The sequence below is a fragment of the Streptomyces sp. NPDC052396 genome (assembly GCF_044593195.1).
Taxonomy (GTDB): domain Bacteria; phylum Actinomycetota; class Actinomycetes; order Streptomycetales; family Streptomycetaceae; genus Streptomyces.
Map to the genome: position 1 here is coordinate 343743 of NZ_JBIUAW010000006.1, position 16339 is coordinate 360081.

Consider the following 16339-nt stretch of genomic DNA (forward strand, 5'->3'; position numbering starts at 1 on the left):
GCCCAACGCCCCGACCACGCCGCCCCGGCAGCGAAGCCGATCACTTGGCCGATTCCCAAGACGTACGCCCGTTCGCCTGTTTACCGTGAGGCGCATCGATGGGCGGAGGGGGCACGGCGATGCACGGGGTCCGGAAGCGGGGCCGGGTAAGAACGGGCGTGACGGGAGCGGTCCTGATGGGGCTGCTGGGAGCGGGTACCGGGGGGTGCTCGCTGGTCTCGTCCGACGACAAGAACGACAAGCCGGTGACGGTCGGCACCACCGACTCGATCACCAGCCTGGATCCCGCGGGCGCCTATGACGCCGGATCCTGGGCCCTGTTCAGCAATCTGTACCAGTCATTGATGACCTATACACCGGGCGGGGCCACTCCGGTCCCGGATGCCGCGGAGGACTGCCGGTTCACCGACTCCGGCCTGCGCACCTATACCTGCCGGCTGCGCTCCGGCCTGAAGTTCGGCAATGGTGACCCGCTGACCGCCAAGGATGTGAAGTTCTCCTTCGACCGGGTCAAGCGCATCAACTGGCGTACCGGGCCCGCCTCCATGCTGTCCACCCTGCAGTCGGTGGACACCGAGGGCCAGGACCGGGTGGTGTTCCATCTGCGCACCCCGGACGCCACCTTCCCGTTCAAGGTGGCCTCCAACGCCGGGGCCATCGTGGACAGTTCCGACTATCCGGCGGACCGGCTGCGCACCGGCGGCGAGGCGGATGGCTCCGGCCCGTACACCCTCAAGCACTACCGCTCCGGCTCGCTGGCCGAGCTGACGCCCAATGGGAAGTACCACGGGGCGATCAAGAGCGTGGGCGGGCCGGTGACCGTCAAGTACTTCGCGGAGGCCGCCAAGTTGAGCGATGCCTGGCGGCACGGTGACATCGATGTGGCCTACCGGGATCTGCCGCCCGCCGAGATGGCCAAGCTGGCGCAGTCCACCAGCGACCAGCATGTGACGGAGAGCGCGGCACCGCACACCCGGAACCTGATCCTCAATGTGCGCAAGGGCGCCCCGTTCGCCAATGGCGCGGTGCGGCAGGCCGTGGCCTCGGTGGTCGACCGGTCGGCCCTGGCCCGGGACGTCCACTACCGCACCGTGGAACCGCTCTACTCGCTGATCCCGCAGGGCATCACCGGTCACACCACCGCCTTCTACGACCTGTATCCGCAGCCCGACCCGGAGCGGGCCCGGCAGTTGCTCAGACGGGCCGGGGTGAGCACGCCGGTCCACTTCGTCCTGGCCTACTCCCAGGGCGGTGCCAACCGCGAGGAAGCGGCCCTGCTGAAGAAGCAGTTGGAGGCCACCGGTCTGTTCACGGTGGAGACCCGCTTTGCCAACTGGAATGACTTCCAGGACGGCCTGAGCCGGGGGGGTTTCGACTCCTACCTGGTGAGCTGGCTGGGCGACTACCCGGACCCGGACACCTTCACCAGCCTGGTGAGCACCGACAGCGCCATGCACTCCGGCTACTCCAGCCCCAAGGTGGACCGGCTGATCCGGGCCGCCCAGCAGAACCAGCACCGGGAGCAGAGCGCGGAGGAGTTCCGCACCATCCAGAAGATCATTGCGGAGGATGTACCGCTGGTGCCGCTATGGCAGAAGAAGCAGTATGTGGTGACCAAGCAGTCGATCTCCGGCAGTCAGTATCTGACGGACGGTACGGGGCTATGGCGGCTGTGGCGTCTGGGGCGGATCTAAGCGGTCTTGCCGAAGTCCGGTGCGGTGTGGCCGTGCCCCGTAGGGGCGCGGGGAACTGCGCGACCAGCCACGACGCGTCCGCAGGTGAGGTGCCCGGAATTGCCGCGGAGCGCTTAGCGCGCGGCGGGGCGGGAGTAGGTGCTGACCACCGCGCCATTGGGGAAGGAACGCACCGATTCCAGCGTGAAGTCGGTGATCCGGAAGCCGGCCTGGAACATCGGCATCCCGGCGCCCAGGACCACCGGATAGGTCTTGATCACCAACTGGTCGACCTCGTCCTGGAGTTCGCCGGCCAGCTGGGCGCCGCCGCAGAGGTAGATGCCCAGCCCCTCCTCCCGCTTCAGCTCCCGCACCCGCTCGGTGAGCCCGGCGCTGATGATCTCCACCGCCGGGTCGGGGGACTCGGTGAGGGTGCGGGAGGCCACATACTGCCGCAGATGGGCGTAAGGGCTGGTGATGCCCAGCTTGAGGGCCACCTCATAGCTGCCCCGGCCCTGGATGACGGTGTCGAAGTGCCGGTTGGGCAGCTGGTCCAGGCCGAGCGCCCGGCGCCCATGGGAGGCCAGGGTCTCCGGGTAGTCCGAGGTCAGCCAGTGGAGGAACTCCTCGTCCGCGTGGCGCAGAAAGAACTCCGCGTCGCCGCTGGGGTCCCCGATGAAGCCGTCGATGGAGGCGGCGACCAAATAGGTGAGCTTGCGCAAAACGGTCCTCTCGTCGGCGAGTGCGGCCGGATCGACCACGACAGTTATAGTGCTTCACCTGTAGTGGTTGCGCAAGACCTTTTTCCGAGAGGTGGATCATGGCCAGAAACCCGGAGCGCAGAACGGCGCTTGTGGACGCCGCCATCGAGGTGCTGGCGCGGGAAGGGGCGCGCGGGCTTACCTTCCGCGCCGTGGATGCGCAGGCCGGTGTCCCGGCCGGTACCGCCTCCAACTACTTCGCCAGCCGGGACGAGTTGTTCACCCAGGCGGGCAGCCGGATCCATGTCCGGATGGCCCCCGACCCGGACCTGGTGGCCGAGGTAATGAGCCCCGAGCCCTCCCGCGAGCTGGTCACCGGGCTGATGCACTGGCTGGTGCGCCGGATGACCGAGGAGCGCACCGGCTATCTGGCCTTCCTGGAACTCCGCCTGGAGGCCACCCGCCGCTCCGCGCTCCAGGCCGAACTCAACCGCGCCGTGCGCGCGGAGCTCGACGCGACCGTGGACTTCCACCTGAACGCGGGGCTGCCGGGGGATGCCGACACCGTCAAGGTGCTCTATCTGGCCATGACCGGGCTGCTGTTGGAGCACTTCACCCTGCCGGAGGTGCTGTCCGAGACCGAGCTGGGCGATCTGGTGGCGACGGTGGTCGAACGGATCGTGCCGGCGGCGCCCCGTTAGGGGCGCGGGGCGGCTGTTCCATGCGGCTCCGCCGCGTGGGCGCGATCACCCACCGCCGGCCCGCACCCGAAACGCCGCAGGTGACCCATCGCGGCGGGGAAACCCTCGCACGCAAGGTCCCGCAGGGACGGAAACCGGGCCGCGCCCCTTACCGGAGCAGCCCTAAAGCCCCTTCCGGGCAAGGAAGTCGAGGATCAGCTTCCGCCACTCCTCCGGCTGCTCCAGCATCGGCAGGTGCCCGCTGGCGATCTCGGCGTACTCGGCCCCCGGGATGCCATCCGCCAGCACCCGGGAGTTGTCCGGCGCCACCAGGGTGTCCCCGGTGGTGGCGATGACCAGGCTGGGCACCGAGATCCCCGGGAGATCGGCCGTGGTGTCCCCGTTGAGGATCGCCCCGGCCTGACCGAAGGTCCCGGCCGGCACCTTGGCGGCCATCTGGGCCAGCAGATCGGCCACCTCCTCGGCCGGAAGCGCGTTGACATACTCCTCGCTGAACGCGCTCAGCAGGTTGAACCGGGCGAAGGTGGCCAGATCGCCCTGGCTCAGCAGGGCGCGCCAGATGCCCAGCGCGGTGGTCACCCGGTTGTCCGGCCGGGGCAGCCCGGCGGTGAGCACCAGGCCGCGCACCCGCTCGGGGTACCGGGTCGCGGTCCGTACCGACACCAGGGTGCCCAGCGAGAAGCCGACCAGGGTGAAAGTCTCCAGCCCGGCCTCGTCCGCCGCACCCACGATCGAGTCGGCCAGGTCGTCGATGGTGAACCCGTCCTCGGCGACCGGGGTTTCGCCGGAGCCCGGGTAGTCGGGGGCGACCACGGTGTGCTGCTCGGCCAGCGCCGGAATGAGGGAGCCGTAGTTGGACTCGATGCTGCCGCCCCCGCCATGCGCCAGGAGGATGCCGGGACCGGAGCCATGGACGGTGTGGGAAAGGGGAATTCGCGTCATGTGCAGCAGGTTGACATCTGACACCAGTGTGAAGGTCAAGCCGGCTGGAAGGGATCGCGGATGCGTATCGGTGAACTGTCCCGACGGACGGGGGTCAGCACCCGTCTGCTGCGCTACTACGAGGAGCAGGGGCTGCTGGCGGCCGAACGCGACGCCAATGGCTACCGCCGCTACTGCGCCCAGGCGCCCGAAAAGGTGACCAGGATCCGGGAACTCCTGTCCGGCGGACTGACCACCGAGGCCATCCGGGACCTGCTGCCCTGCACCCAGGGCGGCCCAGGGCTGCTGGGCTGCAGCCACTCCGAGAGCATTCTCCAGCAGCAACTGGACCGGCTGGAAGCCGAGATGGAGCAGCTCCGGCGCCGCCGGGACGCCCTGCTGAAGGTGCGTGAGGCCTCCGAGGCCCGGCGCCGCGCGGACGAGTCCCTGGCCCGGCTGGCGCTCCGGGCGTCATAGCCCGTGCCGGGCCAGGAAGTCCAGGGTCAGCTTCTGCCACTCCTCCGGCCGCTCCATCATCACCACATGGCCCGCGTCGACCTCGGCGTACTCCGCACCAGGGATCCCGGCGGCCAGGAAACGGGAGTTGTCCGGGGCGACCAGGTTGTCCAGGGTGGCGCCGATGACCAGGGTGGGCACCGAGATGCCGGCCAGATCACCGGTCGTATCGGCCTCGGCCACCGCGGCGGACTGCTCGGCGGCACCGGCCGGGATGGCCCGGCTGATCAGGCCGTAGAAGGTCTTCAGCTGGGAGCGGGGTATGGAGTCGAAGAACTGCCGGCTGAAGTAGGTCATCGCGACAAAGCGGGCATAGGTCTTACGGTCCCCCTCGGCCAGCAGCTTCTTTGAGATGTCCAGGGCCGCCAGCACCCGGTTGTCGGGCCGGGCCAGCCCGGCGGTGAGCACAAGTCCCCGCACCCGGTTCGGGTGCCGGGCCGCGGCCCGGATGGCGACCAGGGTGCCCATGGAGTAGCCCAGCACGGCGAACCGGCCGACCCCGGCGGCGACCGCCGACTCGACGAGGGCATCCGCCAGCCCGTCGATGGTCAGCGGCTCCTCGGACCGTGGAGTGGCCCCGGATCCCGGGTAGTTGGGGGCGACCACGGTGTGCTGCTGGGCAAGCGTGGGGATCAGGGTGAGGAAGTTGCTCTCGATACTGGCACCGGCACCATGCGCCAGCAGCAGCCCGGGGCCGGAGCCGGTGACGGTGGTGGACAGAGGGATCCGTGTCATATCCGCAGATTCCCATGGCGGGTTGGGGTACGGGTGGTGGCTGAGTGGTACCTCACAGAGGCAACTCGGCTGAAGCCTTGTCCATACCCGGTGCGCGGGCGGGCCACCGGCTCCTGGCAGGTCCTGGCCGCGTACGCCCGCTCCAGCCGCTGGTCCGGTTCCGAGACCTCCTGGACGGCAGTTCGATGGACTCGTTCATGCCGGTAATGCAGACGACGGTCCCGGTGATCCGCCGTGGCCGAATTAACGGACCCCTCCCATTCGAACGGCGCCTCGTATTATGCCGTGATCCCTCTCCATAGCGGCAACGGCGATTCCGGCAAAGGGGATTACCCGCGTCAGGGGGAGTGAACGAAAGTCACGCACGCCCTTGACGCCGCCTCCGCCGAACCGCCACGCTCATGCAACCTGAGGCAACCCGCGCAAACTTCGACAGAGGAGTCGGTCATGGCGCTACGGTTCTTCGGCAAGGACCCCTTCACCAACGGCGATGACTGCCCCACCGTTTGGGTGGACGAGGCCAATGCCGATCTGGTGTTCCAGGGATGGAAGGCCGATCGGGAGACCGAGACCGAGTGCCTGGCGTCCGGCCATATCCCGGACAGCGAAGCGGTGATCCGCATTCCGGCTCGCATGGTGGCGCTGGTCAGGAGGGCATGTGATGCCGCAGAAGAACGTGCCCAGCTTCACTGAACTGATATCCGGCTGTCATGGCTCGGCAGTTCACCTGGAAATGCGGGACACCTATGCTGTCAGCGGCGAGGCCGAGGACTTCCGGGAATGGCGCCGGCATGGGCTCATCACTCCCGGGTCCCTCGGCCGCCGCCGGCCATGGCTGGACCTGGTGCGGCGGACCGTCGGCCGGGGCGTGGTCATGCGCCGCGCCCGCATAGTCTCCGAACCGGTCAGCGAGTACATACGGTACGAGCACGCCGGCACCCATCTGAATGTGGCAGCCGGTGAGCAGGTGCGCTGGCTGCCGCGCCGCCTCACCAATGATCTCGTCCTCCCGGGAAACGATTTGTGGCTCTTCGACAACAGCCTTATCCGCTTTGGCCACTTCACCGGCGACGGCGCCTCCGCCGGGCATGAACTCTGTGACGACCCGGTGGTCGTCAAACAGTGCCTCGCCTCCTTCGAGGCGATATGGGCGCGGGCCACGCCCCACGAGATATTCACGGTCTGATCGCGCGCTCACCGGGAATCTCAGCCATGCCCAGCTATCAGTCGTTGACCGTTCAGACCGCACGGCAGGCCGTGGCGGACCGGCTGCGAGAAGTCCGGCTCGACGCCGGGCTCACCGGCCAGGAACTCGCCGCCCGCTGCGGATGGAACAAGTCGAAATCCTCTCGCATCGAGAACGCCCGGACCCCGCCGTCCGACGCCGACATCCACAAGTGGTGTGCGGCCTGCGACGCTCCGGCCCAGGCCGCCGACATCATCGCCGCCTCGCGTTCCGCGGAATCGATGTACGTCGAGTGGCGGCGCCTGCAGCGCACCGGGCTGCGCCGGCTCCAGGAGAGCCGGTTGCCGCTCTATGAACGGACCAGGAATTTCCGGGGATATGGCTCACATGTCATCCCCGGCATGTTCCAGACCCTGGCCTACGCCCGTGCCCTGCTGACCTCGATCGGCCGTTTCCATGGCGCACCCGATGACACGGAGCGGGCCGCCGAGGCACGGATCGCCCGCTCCCGGCTGCTCTGCGAAGGCGGGCGCCGGTTCGCGCTGCTGATCGAGGAATCCGTTCTCCGGTACCAGATCGGTGACTCGGCCACCATGGCCGGGCAGTTGGGCCATCTGCTGTCGGTGATGTCCCTGCCCGCGGTGTCCCTGGGCGTCATCCCCTTCGGCAGCGGACAGCGGGGCATCTGGACGCTGGAGTCGTTCAGTATCTTTGACGAGCAGCGAGTCCATGTCGAACTGCTCACCGCACAGGTCACGGTGACCGCACCAGGGGAAATCGCCCTCTACGCAAAGGCGTTCGCCGAACTGAAGGGACTGGCCGTCTATGGGCCGGAGGCGCGCGGCCTGATCACTGCGGCGATCGAATCGCTCACCTGAACCCGCACCTGAAGCGGCATGCAACTCGGTAGAACTTCCTTGAGTAGCGGAGCCGTTGGTTCCTAGCGTCGGGTCATGGAGCGCTCCCGGGGGATGGCCACGGCCCGCCACCATGTGGGGCTGGCCGCCTTGCAGCGGTCGGCCGCCGGCCTGGCGGAGGAACTGCGCGATGCGTTGCGGGCCCATGGGCTCACGGTTCAGGTGATCCCGGAGCCGCCGATATGCGGCCGAGCGTATGTGTCCATTCTGGAACCGCTCCATGAGGAAGAGGTACGGGTCATCGCGGACGCGTTGCGGGAATACCGGGGAAGTGCGCGGCGCAGCCTGAGCGTTGGGGTGGCGGAGGCCAATGCGCGCAGCCGGCACTGGCTGGATTCCACCGAACAGGGCGGCTGCGCGGAGTGCCGCCGGATCAAGGAGCGGTTCTCCGCGGCGGCGGAGGAGGGTGAGGCCGAGGCGGTGGACGCATGGTGGCTCACCATGGCTCGGCATCTGCGCGAAGCGCACTGAGGAAAGGGGTTGGGGGTTCTGGGCGGCTCAGGGCGGTTCAGGGCTCGGATGGGCCGAACTCCGTTCCGGGGGCCGGTGACGGCTCGGCGCGGGTGGGTGCGGTGCGGTGCGCTATGCGGTTCCGGGTGTGCCCTTGGGGGGTTTGTGGTTCGCCCCTGAGGGCGCCCGGTGTTCCTTATGAGGGCGCCGGCCCTACGCGGTGAGGTGCCCCTCGCTGAGGGCGGTCAGGAAGGCGGCCCAGGCGGGGCGGGGTGGGTTAACGGTTCGCTCCCAAGGGCGCTTGCTGTCTCTCATGGTGACGATATGGGGTATGTCGTGTGATATCTCAACGCAATCCGCTCCATTGCCGCCTCCATCGCTGTGACTGGATTTACGCCAACTCATCGTGTTTAGGTCTTGCATGTGCGGAATTCCTCAATAATCCGTTCGATCGAGGCGACTGAAGCGGCCGGTGGCTGAGCAGCGGCCTGGACAAGGCCGTACTTGTGAGTCAGCTGCACTACGGACTTGCGATCCCTCATTAGCTTCCCGAAGGCGCCCCCTTCGAGGTAGGCAACATCCGGGTCATTCTCGAACGACAGGAGCGTCACGGATCCGCCCATGGCAGCGTGGCACCCCGTCTTAAACGGTATAAGTTGCACTTCGATATGCGGCGACATGGCCGACTCCACGACGTGGAGCAGTTGCTCGCGCATGACCGCAGGGCCACCGACCGTTCGTCGAACGACGGCCTCGTCCAGCACGACCCACAGCAGAGGCGGTTCCTCTCGCTTCAGGAGGGCTTGACGACTCATCCTGGCTGCCACCTGCTTCTCGACTTCTTCCTCTGAGCACCAGGGCTGGCCGGTTTGGAAGAGTTCCCGGGCGTACGCCTCGGTTTGCAGCAGCCCAGGGATGCAGTGGGCCAAGTACTGGCGCAAAGCGACGGCTTTGGGCTCGTAATCGAGGAACCCCAGCCGCTGGTCCCGTTCGACGTGACACCACAGGTCGATCAAATCGCCATCTGCGCCGAGCACCTCGTCCAGCAGGACACAGACATCCTCCGGCGGCACCTCCTTGCCCAGCTCGAACTGGGCAATCCGGCTATGGGAGATATGCACCCGCCCACCCAGCTCCCGCTGGGTCCACCCGGCTCGCAACCGCAGCTTGCGGAGCTTGACGCCGAACAGGGCGGCCAGCGAGATGCTCGGATCGAGTTCCTTGGGTGCAGGCACCATCGCCCCCGTTTTCGCTTGACGCAGCGCAAACCGTTACCCCTGGTGAGCTTAGCCACACACCCCGATGCTGGATGGTGAAACCGGAGCGATCCAACCACCCGAGGTACCCACCCATGAGCCGACCCCAACCCGTGTCCACCACCAGTGAATTGAGGCGCGCCGCCGCCCGCCTGGCCGTCGAACTCCACGACGCGCTCCGCGCGCACGGGTTCGCCATCCAGGTCGTACCGGAACCGCCCATGCAAGGCCATGCCTACGTCTCCCTCCTCGACCCGCTCCGCGAGGACGAGGCCCGCGTGCTCACCGACGCACTGCGCGCCTACCGGGGCAGCCGCCGGGAAACCCTGAGCATCGGAGTGGCCCAGGCCAACGCCCGTAGCAAGAAGGCGGGCCTGACGTGAACGCGCGGCCACCGGCCCCCTGCCCGGAGTGCCGGCGCATCAAGGCCCGTTACTACGCCGCCGACAAGTCCGGCGACCGCGCCGCCGCCGACACCTGGACGGCGGCCATGGGCCGCCACCTGCGCGAGGCGCACCCATAGCGGAACCGGCCGCCGGCAGAAGCGTCAGCCCCGGAGGGGCTGTCACTCGCCGGTGAGCTCCGCGCATAAAGGGGCTACGGCTGTGCCATCCTTCGCGTCACCAACATCGTTGAGCGCGGACGCAACTGCGCCTCGACCAAGGAGACTTCATGCTGCTTCCCCTTACCGGATCCCTCCTCGGCCTCGCGGTGCACGGCCTGCACAGCCTTGTCGTCGGCATCCTGTCCCACCTCCCCCTGTCCCTCCCGCACTGAGCCGAGAAACGGACGACCCGCCCGCCACCACCCTGGCCCCGCAGGGCAGTTGCTGACAGCATCTGGGGGCATGAAACCGCTGCTGCCCACTGATCCGCGTGAGGTCGGGACATACCGCCTGCTGGCCCGCCTGGGCGGTGGCGGAATGGGGCAGGTCTACCTGGGGCGGTCGCGCGGTGGGCGGACGGTCGCGGTGAAGCTGGTGCGGCCGGAGCTCGCCGAGGACGCGGACTTCCGGGTGCGGTTCGCCAGGGAGGTGGACGCCGCCCGGCGGGTCGGCGGTTTCTACACCGCGCAGGTGGTGGACGCGGACACCCGGGCCGACCCGCCATGGCTGGTCACCTCCTACATACCGGGACCGTCCCTGGGCGAGGCGGTGGGCCGGTTCGGCCCGCTGCCCGCCGAGACGGTCACCGTGCTCGCGGCGGGACTCGCCGAGGGGCTGGCCGCCATCCACGCCTGCGGGCTGGTGCACCGGGATTTCAAACCGGGGAATGTGATCCTCGCCGAGGACGGGCCGCGCGTCATCGACTTCGGCATCGCCCGGGCGCTGGACGCCACCCACCTCACCCGGGGCGGCGTGATCGGTACTCCGGCCTTTATGTCCCCGGAGCAGATCCGGGGGCAGGAGGCCGGTCCGGCCAGCGATGTGTTCTGTCTGTGCGCGGTGCTGGCCTACGCGGCCACGGGGCGCGGCCCGTTCGGGGAGGGGCCGACCGAGGCCGTGATGTACCGGGTCGTCCATGACGAGCCCGATCTGTCCGGCGTGCCGATGGAGATCGCCCCACTGGTGAAGGCGGGACTGGCCAAGAACCCGGCCGACCGGCCCGGCCTGGCCGAGATCCTGGACCGTTGCGCGGAGCGGGCCGGCGGCCTGGGGCACTGGTTGCCGGCCGAGGTCACCACGCTGGTGGTCAACTCCTTACCCAGGGAGGTGCCCGCCTCGCCGACGCAAGCCGACTACGTTCCCGCGCAGTTGAGCGCGCATGCCGGTAATTACGCTTTGTCCGTACCCGAGTTCGCGGGCGGCCGGGCGATGACCCTGCGCCGCTGGTGCAAGCAGGTGGGGCAGGCGGTCAACGGGGGCGAGCCGCTGGCCGAGGTGGTCGTGGGACAGGCGGCGACCGTGATCACCGCACCGGTGGGCGGTGTGCTGGGGACGGTGAGCCGTAACGCGGGCGATCCGGTGACCCCGGGTTCTCCGATCGCCGTGCTCCATCCGCCGCCCGGGAGGGTGATCCCGGCGGTGCCGGTGACCACCGTTCGGCGCCGGCGGCGCCGGCGGGCGCGGCTCGTGCTGCTGATGTCGCTGTTGCTGGCGTTGCTGGCCGTGGGCCCGGTGAGCGTATGGACGCCCGTTTTCGAGGACGAGGTGGACGGAGCCCGGCCCGGCGACTGCGTTGGCCTGGAGTCCGGCATCCCGGAGCGCTGGTACACCATGCCCTGCACGCTGATGCGGGCCCGCAAGGCCACCGACGGGGACGGCGGCCACCATTTCTTCAAAGTCGTCTACCGGGTTCCGGACGGGTGGGAACGCGAACAGTGCGCCGAGCACGTCAAGGGCTGGGATCGGCATGATGTCGCACGCTATCGCGAAAGCCCCTTCGCGGACATGGTGTTGTGCCTGCGGTCGCTGTGACCGGATCGCCTCGTCGATAACCCGGCCCCGGACCCGGGTCATCTCCGGGTTATTGACCTGTATGTGGGGCGGCGTCAGACGGGGGAGCAGCAGCGGGTGGGTATGGGGCAGCTCCAACCGGGCCCCGATGGCCCGCCCCAGGCGGGCGGCCAGTTGGCGGTGGGGGGAAGGTGGTGTGTCAACTCATGGCCTCACTCCGCCAGGGTGTGCGCGACCAGGGCGTTGGCATGGCCGTGGCCCAGGCCGTGCTCGGACTTGAGCCAGGAGACCAGCTCCATGTGCTTGGTGAGCGGGGAGGCGCGGATGAGGTCCTTCCACTCGGCTATCGGACGGCCGTATTTGCGCTCGATGGAGGGGAAGTAGCTGGCGGGACCCTTCACGGTTTCAGTCATACGGGCAGTGTGCCACCACCCACTGACAATGCCGTCGGCCAGACGATCTCGAAGTACTTCACCCGCTCGTCCTCGCCGACCAGCCGCATGCCGGCCGCCGCCATCACCCGCTGGGAGGCGATGTTGTCGTGGTCCGCATCGCCCTTGACACGGGAGATGCCGTACTCCCGGGCCAGGCGCAGCAGTTCGCGTAGCGCCTCGGTGGCGTACCCCTGGCCCCGGGCGGCGGCCACCAGGCCGTAGCCGATGGTCACCGTACGGTCCGCGGACGGCGGGCCGTGGAAGCCGAGGCCGCCGATCACGGTGCCGTCGGCACGGCGGCGGATCTCGTAGGCGCCGAAGGGCTGTGGATTGCCGGTGACCGCACAGTGGTTGAGGAAGTCGGTGGCCGACTCCACATCCCCGTCGGTGGGGTAGCCGGGCGCCCACCGGTCGCCGTCCCCTTCCGCGCGGGCCACTACGCGCCTGGCCTCGTCGGCGGTCATGGGGTGGAGTATCAGCCGGTCGGTTATGAGGTCGCTCATGGCTGCGATCAATAGCACGAGCGGAAGGTGATGGCCATGGGGTTGCCGGCAGTTGGCGATGATGAACCGGTGGCCGTCCGGGGCGCGGCGGTCAGTGCCCCCGGACGTCCGGCTGCTGCGGCTGGATCACCCGGACGTGGACGGTGGGTCCGGACGCCGGGTGGTCCGCACCGGCGGCGATGGCGCTGGCCGCCGGTGCGAGCAGGGCGCCGGCCAGGGCCGCGGTGGCGGCGATGCGGAGAGCGGTGCGGCGACGGTGGTTGCGCATGCGGGGGCTCCTGGACGTACTCGGTCGGCTCCCGGACCACAGTAGGCGCTGTGTTTGTGCGAGCCGTTCGTTCCATGTCACGAGCGTGTGACAAGGGGCTGTGACATGAAGCGCGTTTAGCGTCCCTTGAGCGTCTGTCTGCCGCGCCTGGGCAGGCTTGGTCTCGAACATCCAGAACCACCCATCACAGTTGAAAGGAACCGGAGTTATGCGATTCGCTCGAACCGGACTCGCCGCAGTGGTGACAGCAGGCGCCCTGGCGCTGGCCGTTGTGCCGGCCTCGGCCGCGGTGGTCAGCACGCATCAGGCGGCCGGTGCGCACGCCGTGGCGGCAAACCCCAAGACCATCAAGGCGGCCGCCTACAACCAGGCGCGCTCCATCCTGGCCAACGCCGGCAGCCAGACGGCGGCCAAGTCGCATCCCGTGCATGGGAAGCCCGATGTGCCGGTCAGCTATGGCACCAGCCTGCTGGCCGCGGCGCGCGACGAGTTCCGCCACAACGACCAGCACCTGCCGGCCAAGGACAAGAAGTCCGGAATGTCGATCCCGCACTACAACGCGATTCATGACGCGGCGCGGACGATGGGCATCGACCGCTGGTGAGGTGACGCATGGCGAACGGCCCGGCCGGGAGAACCCGGCCGGGCCGTTCGCTGCGTCCGCGAGGTCCGTCAGAAGCGCCGGGTGATCAGCGCTCGCTTGACCTCCTGGATCGCCTTGGTGACCTCGATGCCACGCGGGCAGGCGTCCGTGCAGTTGAAGGTGGTGCGGCAGCGCCAGACACCGTCCTTGTCGTTGAGGATCTCCAGCCGCTGCTCACCCGCCTCGTCACGCGAGTCGAAGATGAAGCGGTGCGCGTTGACGATCGCCGCCGGGCCGAAGTACTGGCCGTCGTTCCAGAACACCGGGCACGAGGAGGTGCACGCGGCGCACAGGATGCACTTGGTGGTGTCGTCGAAGCGCTCGCGGTCCTCGGCGGACTGCAGGCGCTCGCGCGTCGGCTCGTTGCCCTTGGTGATCAGGAAGGGCATCACATCCCGGTACGCCTGGAAGAAGGGCTCCATGTCGACCACGAGGTCCTTGAGGACCGTCAGGCCCTTGATGGGCTCGACCGTGATCGGCTTGTCCGGGTTGATGTCCTTGATCAGCGTCTTGCAGGCAAGGCGGTTACGGCCGTTGATGCGCATGGCGTCCGAGCCGCAGATGCCGTGGGCGCAGGAACGGCGGAAGGTGAGCGAGCCGTCCAGGTCCCACTTGATCTTGTGCAGGCCGTCGAGCACGCGCTCCTTCGGGTCGATCTCGACCTCGAAGTCCTGCCAGGTCGCCTCGGCCGAGACCTCCGGGTTGAAACGGCGGACCCGGAAGGTGACCTTGATGTAGGGGGAGGCCTTGGACTGCGCCTCGACCTTGTCCTCGATCGCGGTGCTCATTAGTACTTACGCTCCATGGGCTGGTAGCGGGTCTGCACGACCGGCTTGTAGTCGAGGCGGATGGAGTCCTTGCCGTCCGTGTCGACCTCGCGGTACGCCATGGTGTGGCGCATGAAGTTGACGTCGTCGCGGTTGGGGTAGTCCTCGCGGTAGTGACCACCGCGGGACTCCTTGCGCGCCAGCGCGGACACGGCCATCACCTCGGCCAGGTCGAGCAGGTTGCCCAGCTCGATGGCCTCCAGCAGGTCGGTGTTGAAGCGCTTGCCCTTGTCCTGGATGGACACGTTCTTGTAGCGCTCGCGCAGTTCGGCGATCTTCTCGACGGCCGTCTTGATGGTCTGCTCGGTGCGGAAGACCATGACGTTGGCGTCCATGGTCTCCTGCAGCTCGCGGCGCAGCTCGGCGACCCGCTCGGTGCCGGTGGAGTTGCGCAGCTTCTCGACCTGGTCGACGACGAGCTGGGCCGGGTTCTCCGGCAGCTCGACGTAGTCCGCCTTCTGCGAGTAGTCCGCGGCGGCGATGCCGGCGCGGCGGCCGAAGACATTGATGTCGAGCAGGGAGTTGGTGCCCAGGCGGTTGGCGCCGTGCACCGAGACACAGGCGACCTCGCCGGCGGCGTAGAGGCCGGGGACGACGGTGTCGTTGTCGGCCAGCACCTCGCCCTCGACATTGGTCGGGATGCCGCCCATGGCGTAGTGCGCGGTGGGCTGGATCGGGATCGGGTCCGTGTAGGGCTCGATACCGAGGTAGGTGCGCGCGAACTCGGTGATGTCCGGCAGCTTGGCGTCCAGCTGCTCCGGCGGCAGGTGGGTGAGGTCCAGGTAGACGTGGTCGCCCTCGGGACCGCAGCCACGGCCCTCGCGGATCTCGGTGTAGATGGAGCGGGAGACCACGTCGCGGGAGGCGAGGTCCTTCATGACGGGCGCGTACTTCTCCATGAAGCGCTCGCCGTCCTTGTTGCGCAGGATGCCGCCCTCACCGCGGGCGCCCTCGGTGAGCAGGATGCCCATGCGCCAGATGCCCGTCGGGTGGAACTGGAAGAACTCCATGTCCTCCAGCGGCAGGCCACGCCGGTAGCAGGCCGCCTGGCCGTCACCGGTGAGGGTGTGCGCGTTGGAGGTCACCTTGAAGAACTTGCCGGTGCCGCCGGAGGCGTAGATGACCGCCTTGGCCTGGAAGATGTGGATCTCACCGGTGGCCAGCTCATAGGCGACCACACCGGCGGACTTCTTGACGCCGTCCACCTCGGTGATCAGCTGGTCGAGGACGTAGAACTCGTTGAAGAACTCCACACCCTCCTTGACGCAGTTCTGGTACAGCGTCTGCAGGATCATGTGGCCGGTGCGGTCCGCGGCGTAGCAGGACCGGCGGACCGGGGCCTCGCCGTGGTTGCGCGAGTGGCCGCCGAAGCGGCGCTGGTCGATGGTGCCGTCCGGGGTGCGGTTGAACGGCAGGCCCATCTTCTCGAGGTCCAGGACCGCGTCGATGGCCTCCTTCGCCAGGATCTCGGCGGCGTCCTGGTCGACCAGGTAGTCACCGCCCTTGACCGTGTCGAAGGTGTGCCACTCCCAGTTGTCCTCCTCGACGTTGGCCAGGGCGGCGGCCATGCCGCCCTGCGCCGCGCCGGTGTGGGAGCGGGTCGGGTAGAGCTTGGTGAGAACCGCCGTGCGGCTGCGCTTGGTCGACTCGATGGCCGCGCGCATGCCGGCGCCGCCGGCGCCGACGATGACGGTGTCGTACTTGTGGATCTTCATGTCGCGTCAGCCCCGGGCCTTAGGAAATGTTCGGGTCGAAGGTGAAGATGACCAGCGAGCCCAGCAGGACGGTGAACACCGTGGCCGTGTACAGCAGCATCTTCAGCCAGAAGCGGGTGTTGGCGCGCTCGGCGTAGTCGTTGATGACCGTGCGCAGGCCATTGGCGCCGTGCAGCATGGCCAGCCACAGCATGATCAGGTCCCACGCCTGCCAGAACGGCGAGGCCCAGCGGCCGGCCACGAAGGCGAAGCCGATCTTGCTGACGCCGCCGTCCAGGACCAGCTGGATCAGCAGGTGGCCGAGGACCAGGACGACCAGCACGATGCCGGACAGCCGCATGAACAGCCAGCCGTACAGCTCGAAGTTGGTGCGGGTGGACTTGGGCGTCTTCTTGGTGCGCTTGCGCGGCGCCTCGATGACCGGGGCCGGGTTGTCGGCGTCGTAGAGATCGACGTCGGCCGCGGCTGCGGGGGTGGCTTCAGTGGACATGTCTCGCG

Annotated in this window: 22 protein-coding genes; 11 read left to right on the forward strand and 11 right to left on the reverse strand. The window is 68.3% G+C overall.

Annotated features, from left to right (window positions below; all coding sequences use genetic code 11):
- The first annotated feature begins 176 nt into the window (after nucleotides 1-176).
- Nucleotides 177-1694, forward strand: a complete 1518-nt coding sequence (locus ACIHFE_RS18225) for an ABC transporter substrate-binding protein (protein WP_400108027.1) — start codon at nucleotides 177-179, stop codon at nucleotides 1692-1694.
- A 113-nt stretch (nucleotides 1695-1807) separates the two neighbouring features.
- Here the strand turns inward: ACIHFE_RS18225 and ACIHFE_RS18230 are convergent, their stop codons facing one another.
- Complete coding sequence (locus ACIHFE_RS18230; RefSeq protein ID WP_400108029.1) at nucleotides 1808-2395, reverse strand: dihydrofolate reductase family protein; 588 nt, start codon at nucleotides 2393-2395, stop codon at nucleotides 1808-1810.
- Nucleotides 2396-2493: 98 nt separating this feature from the next.
- On the opposite strand from ACIHFE_RS18230, the gene ACIHFE_RS18235 reads away from it, so the two are divergent.
- Nucleotides 2494-3075: a TetR/AcrR family transcriptional regulator gene (locus tag ACIHFE_RS18235; protein WP_400107656.1), complete on the forward strand. Its 582-nt coding sequence runs from the start codon at nucleotides 2494-2496 to the stop codon at nucleotides 3073-3075.
- A 162-nt stretch (nucleotides 3076-3237) separates the two neighbouring features.
- Here ACIHFE_RS18235 and ACIHFE_RS18240 read toward each other — a convergent pair whose 3' ends face one another.
- Nucleotides 3238-4017, reverse strand: a complete 780-nt coding sequence (locus ACIHFE_RS18240) for an alpha/beta fold hydrolase (protein ID WP_400107658.1) — start codon at nucleotides 4015-4017, stop codon at nucleotides 3238-3240.
- A 60-nt stretch (nucleotides 4018-4077) separates the two neighbouring features.
- Here ACIHFE_RS18240 and ACIHFE_RS18245 point away from each other — a divergent pair, with 60 nt between their 5' ends.
- Nucleotides 4078-4473, forward strand: coding sequence for a MerR family transcriptional regulator (locus ACIHFE_RS18245; RefSeq protein ID WP_400107660.1), 396 nt, complete (start codon nucleotides 4078-4080; stop codon nucleotides 4471-4473).
- Here the strand turns inward: ACIHFE_RS18245 and ACIHFE_RS18250 are convergent.
- Entirely contained in the window at nucleotides 4468-5247 is a 780-nt protein-coding gene (locus ACIHFE_RS18250; RefSeq protein WP_400107662.1) for an alpha/beta fold hydrolase, read from the reverse strand. The genes ACIHFE_RS18245 and ACIHFE_RS18250 overlap by 6 nt on opposite strands.
- Before the next feature lie 447 nt (nucleotides 5248-5694).
- Between ACIHFE_RS18250 and ACIHFE_RS18255 the strand changes: the two genes are divergently transcribed.
- The 4 genes from ACIHFE_RS18255 to ACIHFE_RS18270 all read left to right on the forward strand — a co-directional run bounded on the left by ACIHFE_RS18255 (nucleotide 5695) and on the right by ACIHFE_RS18270 (nucleotide 7821).
- Entirely contained in the window at nucleotides 5695-5940 is a 246-nt protein-coding gene (locus ACIHFE_RS18255; RefSeq protein ID WP_400107664.1) for a hypothetical protein, read from the forward strand.
- Nucleotides 5909-6433, forward strand: a complete 525-nt coding sequence (locus ACIHFE_RS18260; protein WP_400107666.1) for a DUF6879 family protein — start codon at nucleotides 5909-5911, stop codon at nucleotides 6431-6433. The genes ACIHFE_RS18255 and ACIHFE_RS18260 overlap by 32 nt, the downstream gene beginning before the upstream one ends.
- Before the next feature lie 26 nt (nucleotides 6434-6459).
- Nucleotides 6460-7311 carry a helix-turn-helix domain-containing protein gene (locus ACIHFE_RS18265; protein WP_400107668.1) on the forward strand — a complete coding sequence of 284 codons (852 nt, stop codon included), beginning with the start codon at nucleotides 6460-6462 and terminating at the stop codon, nucleotides 7309-7311.
- A 75-nt stretch (nucleotides 7312-7386) separates the two neighbouring features.
- Nucleotides 7387-7821: a hypothetical protein gene (locus ACIHFE_RS18270; protein ID WP_400107670.1), complete on the forward strand. Its 435-nt coding sequence runs from the start codon at nucleotides 7387-7389 to the stop codon at nucleotides 7819-7821.
- A gap of 192 nt (nucleotides 7822-8013) precedes the next feature.
- Here the strand turns inward: ACIHFE_RS18270 and ACIHFE_RS18275 are convergent, their stop codons facing one another.
- Both ACIHFE_RS18275 and ACIHFE_RS18280 read right to left on the reverse strand, forming a co-directional pair.
- The gene (locus ACIHFE_RS18275; RefSeq protein ID WP_400107672.1) at nucleotides 8014-8223 is read right to left on the reverse strand and encodes a DUF397 domain-containing protein; all 210 of its coding nucleotides are present in this window, start codon (nucleotides 8221-8223) and stop codon (nucleotides 8014-8016) included.
- Nucleotides 8211-9038 (reverse strand): helix-turn-helix domain-containing protein, encoded by an 828-nt coding sequence (locus ACIHFE_RS18280; protein ID WP_400107674.1) that lies wholly within the window; start codon nucleotides 9036-9038, stop codon nucleotides 8211-8213. The genes ACIHFE_RS18275 and ACIHFE_RS18280 overlap by 13 nt, the downstream gene beginning before the upstream one ends.
- A 113-nt stretch (nucleotides 9039-9151) precedes the next feature.
- Here ACIHFE_RS18280 and ACIHFE_RS18285 point away from each other — a divergent pair, with 113 nt between their 5' ends.
- The 3 genes from ACIHFE_RS18285 to ACIHFE_RS18295 all read left to right on the forward strand — a co-directional run bounded on the left by ACIHFE_RS18285 (nucleotide 9152) and on the right by ACIHFE_RS18295 (nucleotide 11472).
- Nucleotides 9152-9439, forward strand: coding sequence for a hypothetical protein (locus tag ACIHFE_RS18285; RefSeq protein WP_400107676.1), 288 nt, complete (start codon nucleotides 9152-9154; stop codon nucleotides 9437-9439).
- Nucleotides 9436-9579, forward strand: coding sequence for a hypothetical protein (locus tag ACIHFE_RS18290; RefSeq protein WP_400107678.1), 144 nt, complete (start codon nucleotides 9436-9438; stop codon nucleotides 9577-9579). The genes ACIHFE_RS18285 and ACIHFE_RS18290 overlap by 4 nt, the downstream gene beginning before the upstream one ends.
- Before the next feature lie 324 nt (nucleotides 9580-9903).
- Nucleotides 9904-11472 (forward strand): protein kinase, encoded by a 1569-nt coding sequence (locus ACIHFE_RS18295; protein ID WP_400107680.1) that lies wholly within the window; start codon nucleotides 9904-9906, stop codon nucleotides 11470-11472.
- Nucleotides 11473-11663: 191 nt separating this feature from the next.
- Here ACIHFE_RS18295 and ACIHFE_RS18300 read toward each other — a convergent pair whose 3' ends face one another.
- The 3 genes from ACIHFE_RS18300 to ACIHFE_RS18310 all read right to left on the reverse strand — a co-directional run bounded on the left by ACIHFE_RS18300 (nucleotide 11664) and on the right by ACIHFE_RS18310 (nucleotide 12656).
- Nucleotides 11664-11864, reverse strand: coding sequence for a DUF4287 domain-containing protein (locus ACIHFE_RS18300; RefSeq protein ID WP_400107682.1), 201 nt, complete (start codon nucleotides 11862-11864; stop codon nucleotides 11664-11666).
- Nucleotides 11861-12388: a GNAT family N-acetyltransferase gene (locus tag ACIHFE_RS18305; protein WP_400107684.1), complete on the reverse strand. Its 528-nt coding sequence runs from the start codon at nucleotides 12386-12388 to the stop codon at nucleotides 11861-11863. Before ACIHFE_RS18305 ends, ACIHFE_RS18300 begins: the two co-directional genes overlap by 4 nt.
- A 91-nt stretch (nucleotides 12389-12479) precedes the next feature.
- Nucleotides 12480-12656 (reverse strand): hypothetical protein, encoded by a 177-nt coding sequence (locus ACIHFE_RS18310; RefSeq protein WP_400107686.1) that lies wholly within the window; start codon nucleotides 12654-12656, stop codon nucleotides 12480-12482.
- Between the two features lie 208 nt (nucleotides 12657-12864).
- On the opposite strand from ACIHFE_RS18310, the gene ACIHFE_RS18315 reads away from it, so the two are divergent.
- Nucleotides 12865-13260 carry a hypothetical protein gene (locus ACIHFE_RS18315; protein WP_400107688.1) on the forward strand — a complete coding sequence of 132 codons (396 nt, stop codon included), beginning with the start codon at nucleotides 12865-12867 and terminating at the stop codon, nucleotides 13258-13260.
- A 68-nt stretch (nucleotides 13261-13328) separates the two neighbouring features.
- On the opposite strand, the gene ACIHFE_RS18320 is transcribed toward ACIHFE_RS18315, so the two are convergent.
- The 3 genes from ACIHFE_RS18320 to ACIHFE_RS18330 are packed head-to-tail and all read right to left on the reverse strand — an operon-like array spanning nucleotide 13329 to nucleotide 16331.
- On the reverse strand, nucleotides 13329-14087 hold the full coding sequence (locus ACIHFE_RS18320) for a succinate dehydrogenase iron-sulfur subunit (protein ID WP_400107690.1): 759 nt from the start codon (nucleotides 14085-14087) through the stop codon (nucleotides 13329-13331).
- Nucleotides 14087-15841: a succinate dehydrogenase flavoprotein subunit gene (gene sdhA, locus ACIHFE_RS18325; RefSeq protein WP_400107692.1), complete on the reverse strand. Its 1755-nt coding sequence runs from the start codon at nucleotides 15839-15841 to the stop codon at nucleotides 14087-14089. Before sdhA ends, ACIHFE_RS18320 begins: the two co-directional genes overlap by 1 nt.
- A gap of 19 nt (nucleotides 15842-15860) precedes the next feature.
- A complete protein-coding gene (locus ACIHFE_RS18330; protein ID WP_400107694.1) occupies nucleotides 15861-16331 on the reverse strand; it encodes a succinate dehydrogenase hydrophobic membrane anchor subunit in 471 nt (156 codons plus the stop codon).
- Between the last annotated feature and the right edge of the window lie 8 nt (nucleotides 16332-16339).

What these genes read in the sequence shown, in the direction of transcription:
- ACIHFE_RS18265 (WP_400107668.1), top strand. Translation starts at nt 6,460, where the DNA reads ATGCCCAGCTATCAGTCGTTGACCGTTCAGACCGCACGGCAGGCCGTG.
- ACIHFE_RS18310 (WP_400107686.1), bottom strand. Translation starts at nt 12,656, where the DNA reads ATGCGCAACCACCGTCGCCGCACCGCTCTCCGCATCGCCGCCACCGCG.
- ACIHFE_RS18270 (WP_400107670.1), top strand. Translation starts at nt 7,387, where the DNA reads ATGGAGCGCTCCCGGGGGATGGCCACGGCCCGCCACCATGTGGGGCTG.
- ACIHFE_RS18280 (WP_400107674.1), bottom strand. Translation starts at nt 9,038, where the DNA reads ATGGTGCCTGCACCCAAGGAACTCGATCCGAGCATCTCGCTGGCCGCC.
- ACIHFE_RS18275 (WP_400107672.1), bottom strand. Translation starts at nt 8,223, where the DNA reads ATGCAAGACCTAAACACGATGAGTTGGCGTAAATCCAGTCACAGCGAT.
- ACIHFE_RS18305 (WP_400107684.1), bottom strand. Translation starts at nt 12,388, where the DNA reads ATGAGCGACCTCATAACCGACCGGCTGATACTCCACCCCATGACCGCC.
- ACIHFE_RS18235 (WP_400107656.1), top strand. Translation starts at nt 2,494, where the DNA reads ATGGCCAGAAACCCGGAGCGCAGAACGGCGCTTGTGGACGCCGCCATC.
- ACIHFE_RS18260 (WP_400107666.1), top strand. Translation starts at nt 5,909, where the DNA reads ATGCCGCAGAAGAACGTGCCCAGCTTCACTGAACTGATATCCGGCTGT.
- ACIHFE_RS18245 (WP_400107660.1), top strand. Translation starts at nt 4,078, where the DNA reads ATGCGTATCGGTGAACTGTCCCGACGGACGGGGGTCAGCACCCGTCTG.
- ACIHFE_RS18250 (WP_400107662.1), bottom strand. Translation starts at nt 5,247, where the DNA reads ATGACACGGATCCCTCTGTCCACCACCGTCACCGGCTCCGGCCCCGGG.
- ACIHFE_RS18285 (WP_400107676.1), top strand. Translation starts at nt 9,152, where the DNA reads ATGAGCCGACCCCAACCCGTGTCCACCACCAGTGAATTGAGGCGCGCC.
- ACIHFE_RS18330 (WP_400107694.1), bottom strand. Translation starts at nt 16,331, where the DNA reads ATGTCCACTGAAGCCACCCCCGCAGCCGCGGCCGACGTCGATCTCTAC.
- ACIHFE_RS18255 (WP_400107664.1), top strand. Translation starts at nt 5,695, where the DNA reads ATGGCGCTACGGTTCTTCGGCAAGGACCCCTTCACCAACGGCGATGAC.
- ACIHFE_RS18240 (WP_400107658.1), bottom strand. Translation starts at nt 4,017, where the DNA reads ATGACGCGAATTCCCCTTTCCCACACCGTCCATGGCTCCGGTCCCGGC.
- ACIHFE_RS18315 (WP_400107688.1), top strand. Translation starts at nt 12,865, where the DNA reads ATGCGATTCGCTCGAACCGGACTCGCCGCAGTGGTGACAGCAGGCGCC.
- ACIHFE_RS18295 (WP_400107680.1), top strand. Translation starts at nt 9,904, where the DNA reads ATGAAACCGCTGCTGCCCACTGATCCGCGTGAGGTCGGGACATACCGC.
- ACIHFE_RS18320 (WP_400107690.1), bottom strand. Translation starts at nt 14,087, where the DNA reads ATGAGCACCGCGATCGAGGACAAGGTCGAGGCGCAGTCCAAGGCCTCC.
- ACIHFE_RS18300 (WP_400107682.1), bottom strand. Translation starts at nt 11,864, where the DNA reads ATGACTGAAACCGTGAAGGGTCCCGCCAGCTACTTCCCCTCCATCGAG.
- ACIHFE_RS18225 (WP_400108027.1), top strand. Translation starts at nt 177, where the DNA reads ATGGGGCTGCTGGGAGCGGGTACCGGGGGGTGCTCGCTGGTCTCGTCC.
- sdhA (WP_400107692.1), bottom strand. Translation starts at nt 15,841, where the DNA reads ATGAAGATCCACAAGTACGACACCGTCATCGTCGGCGCCGGCGGCGCC.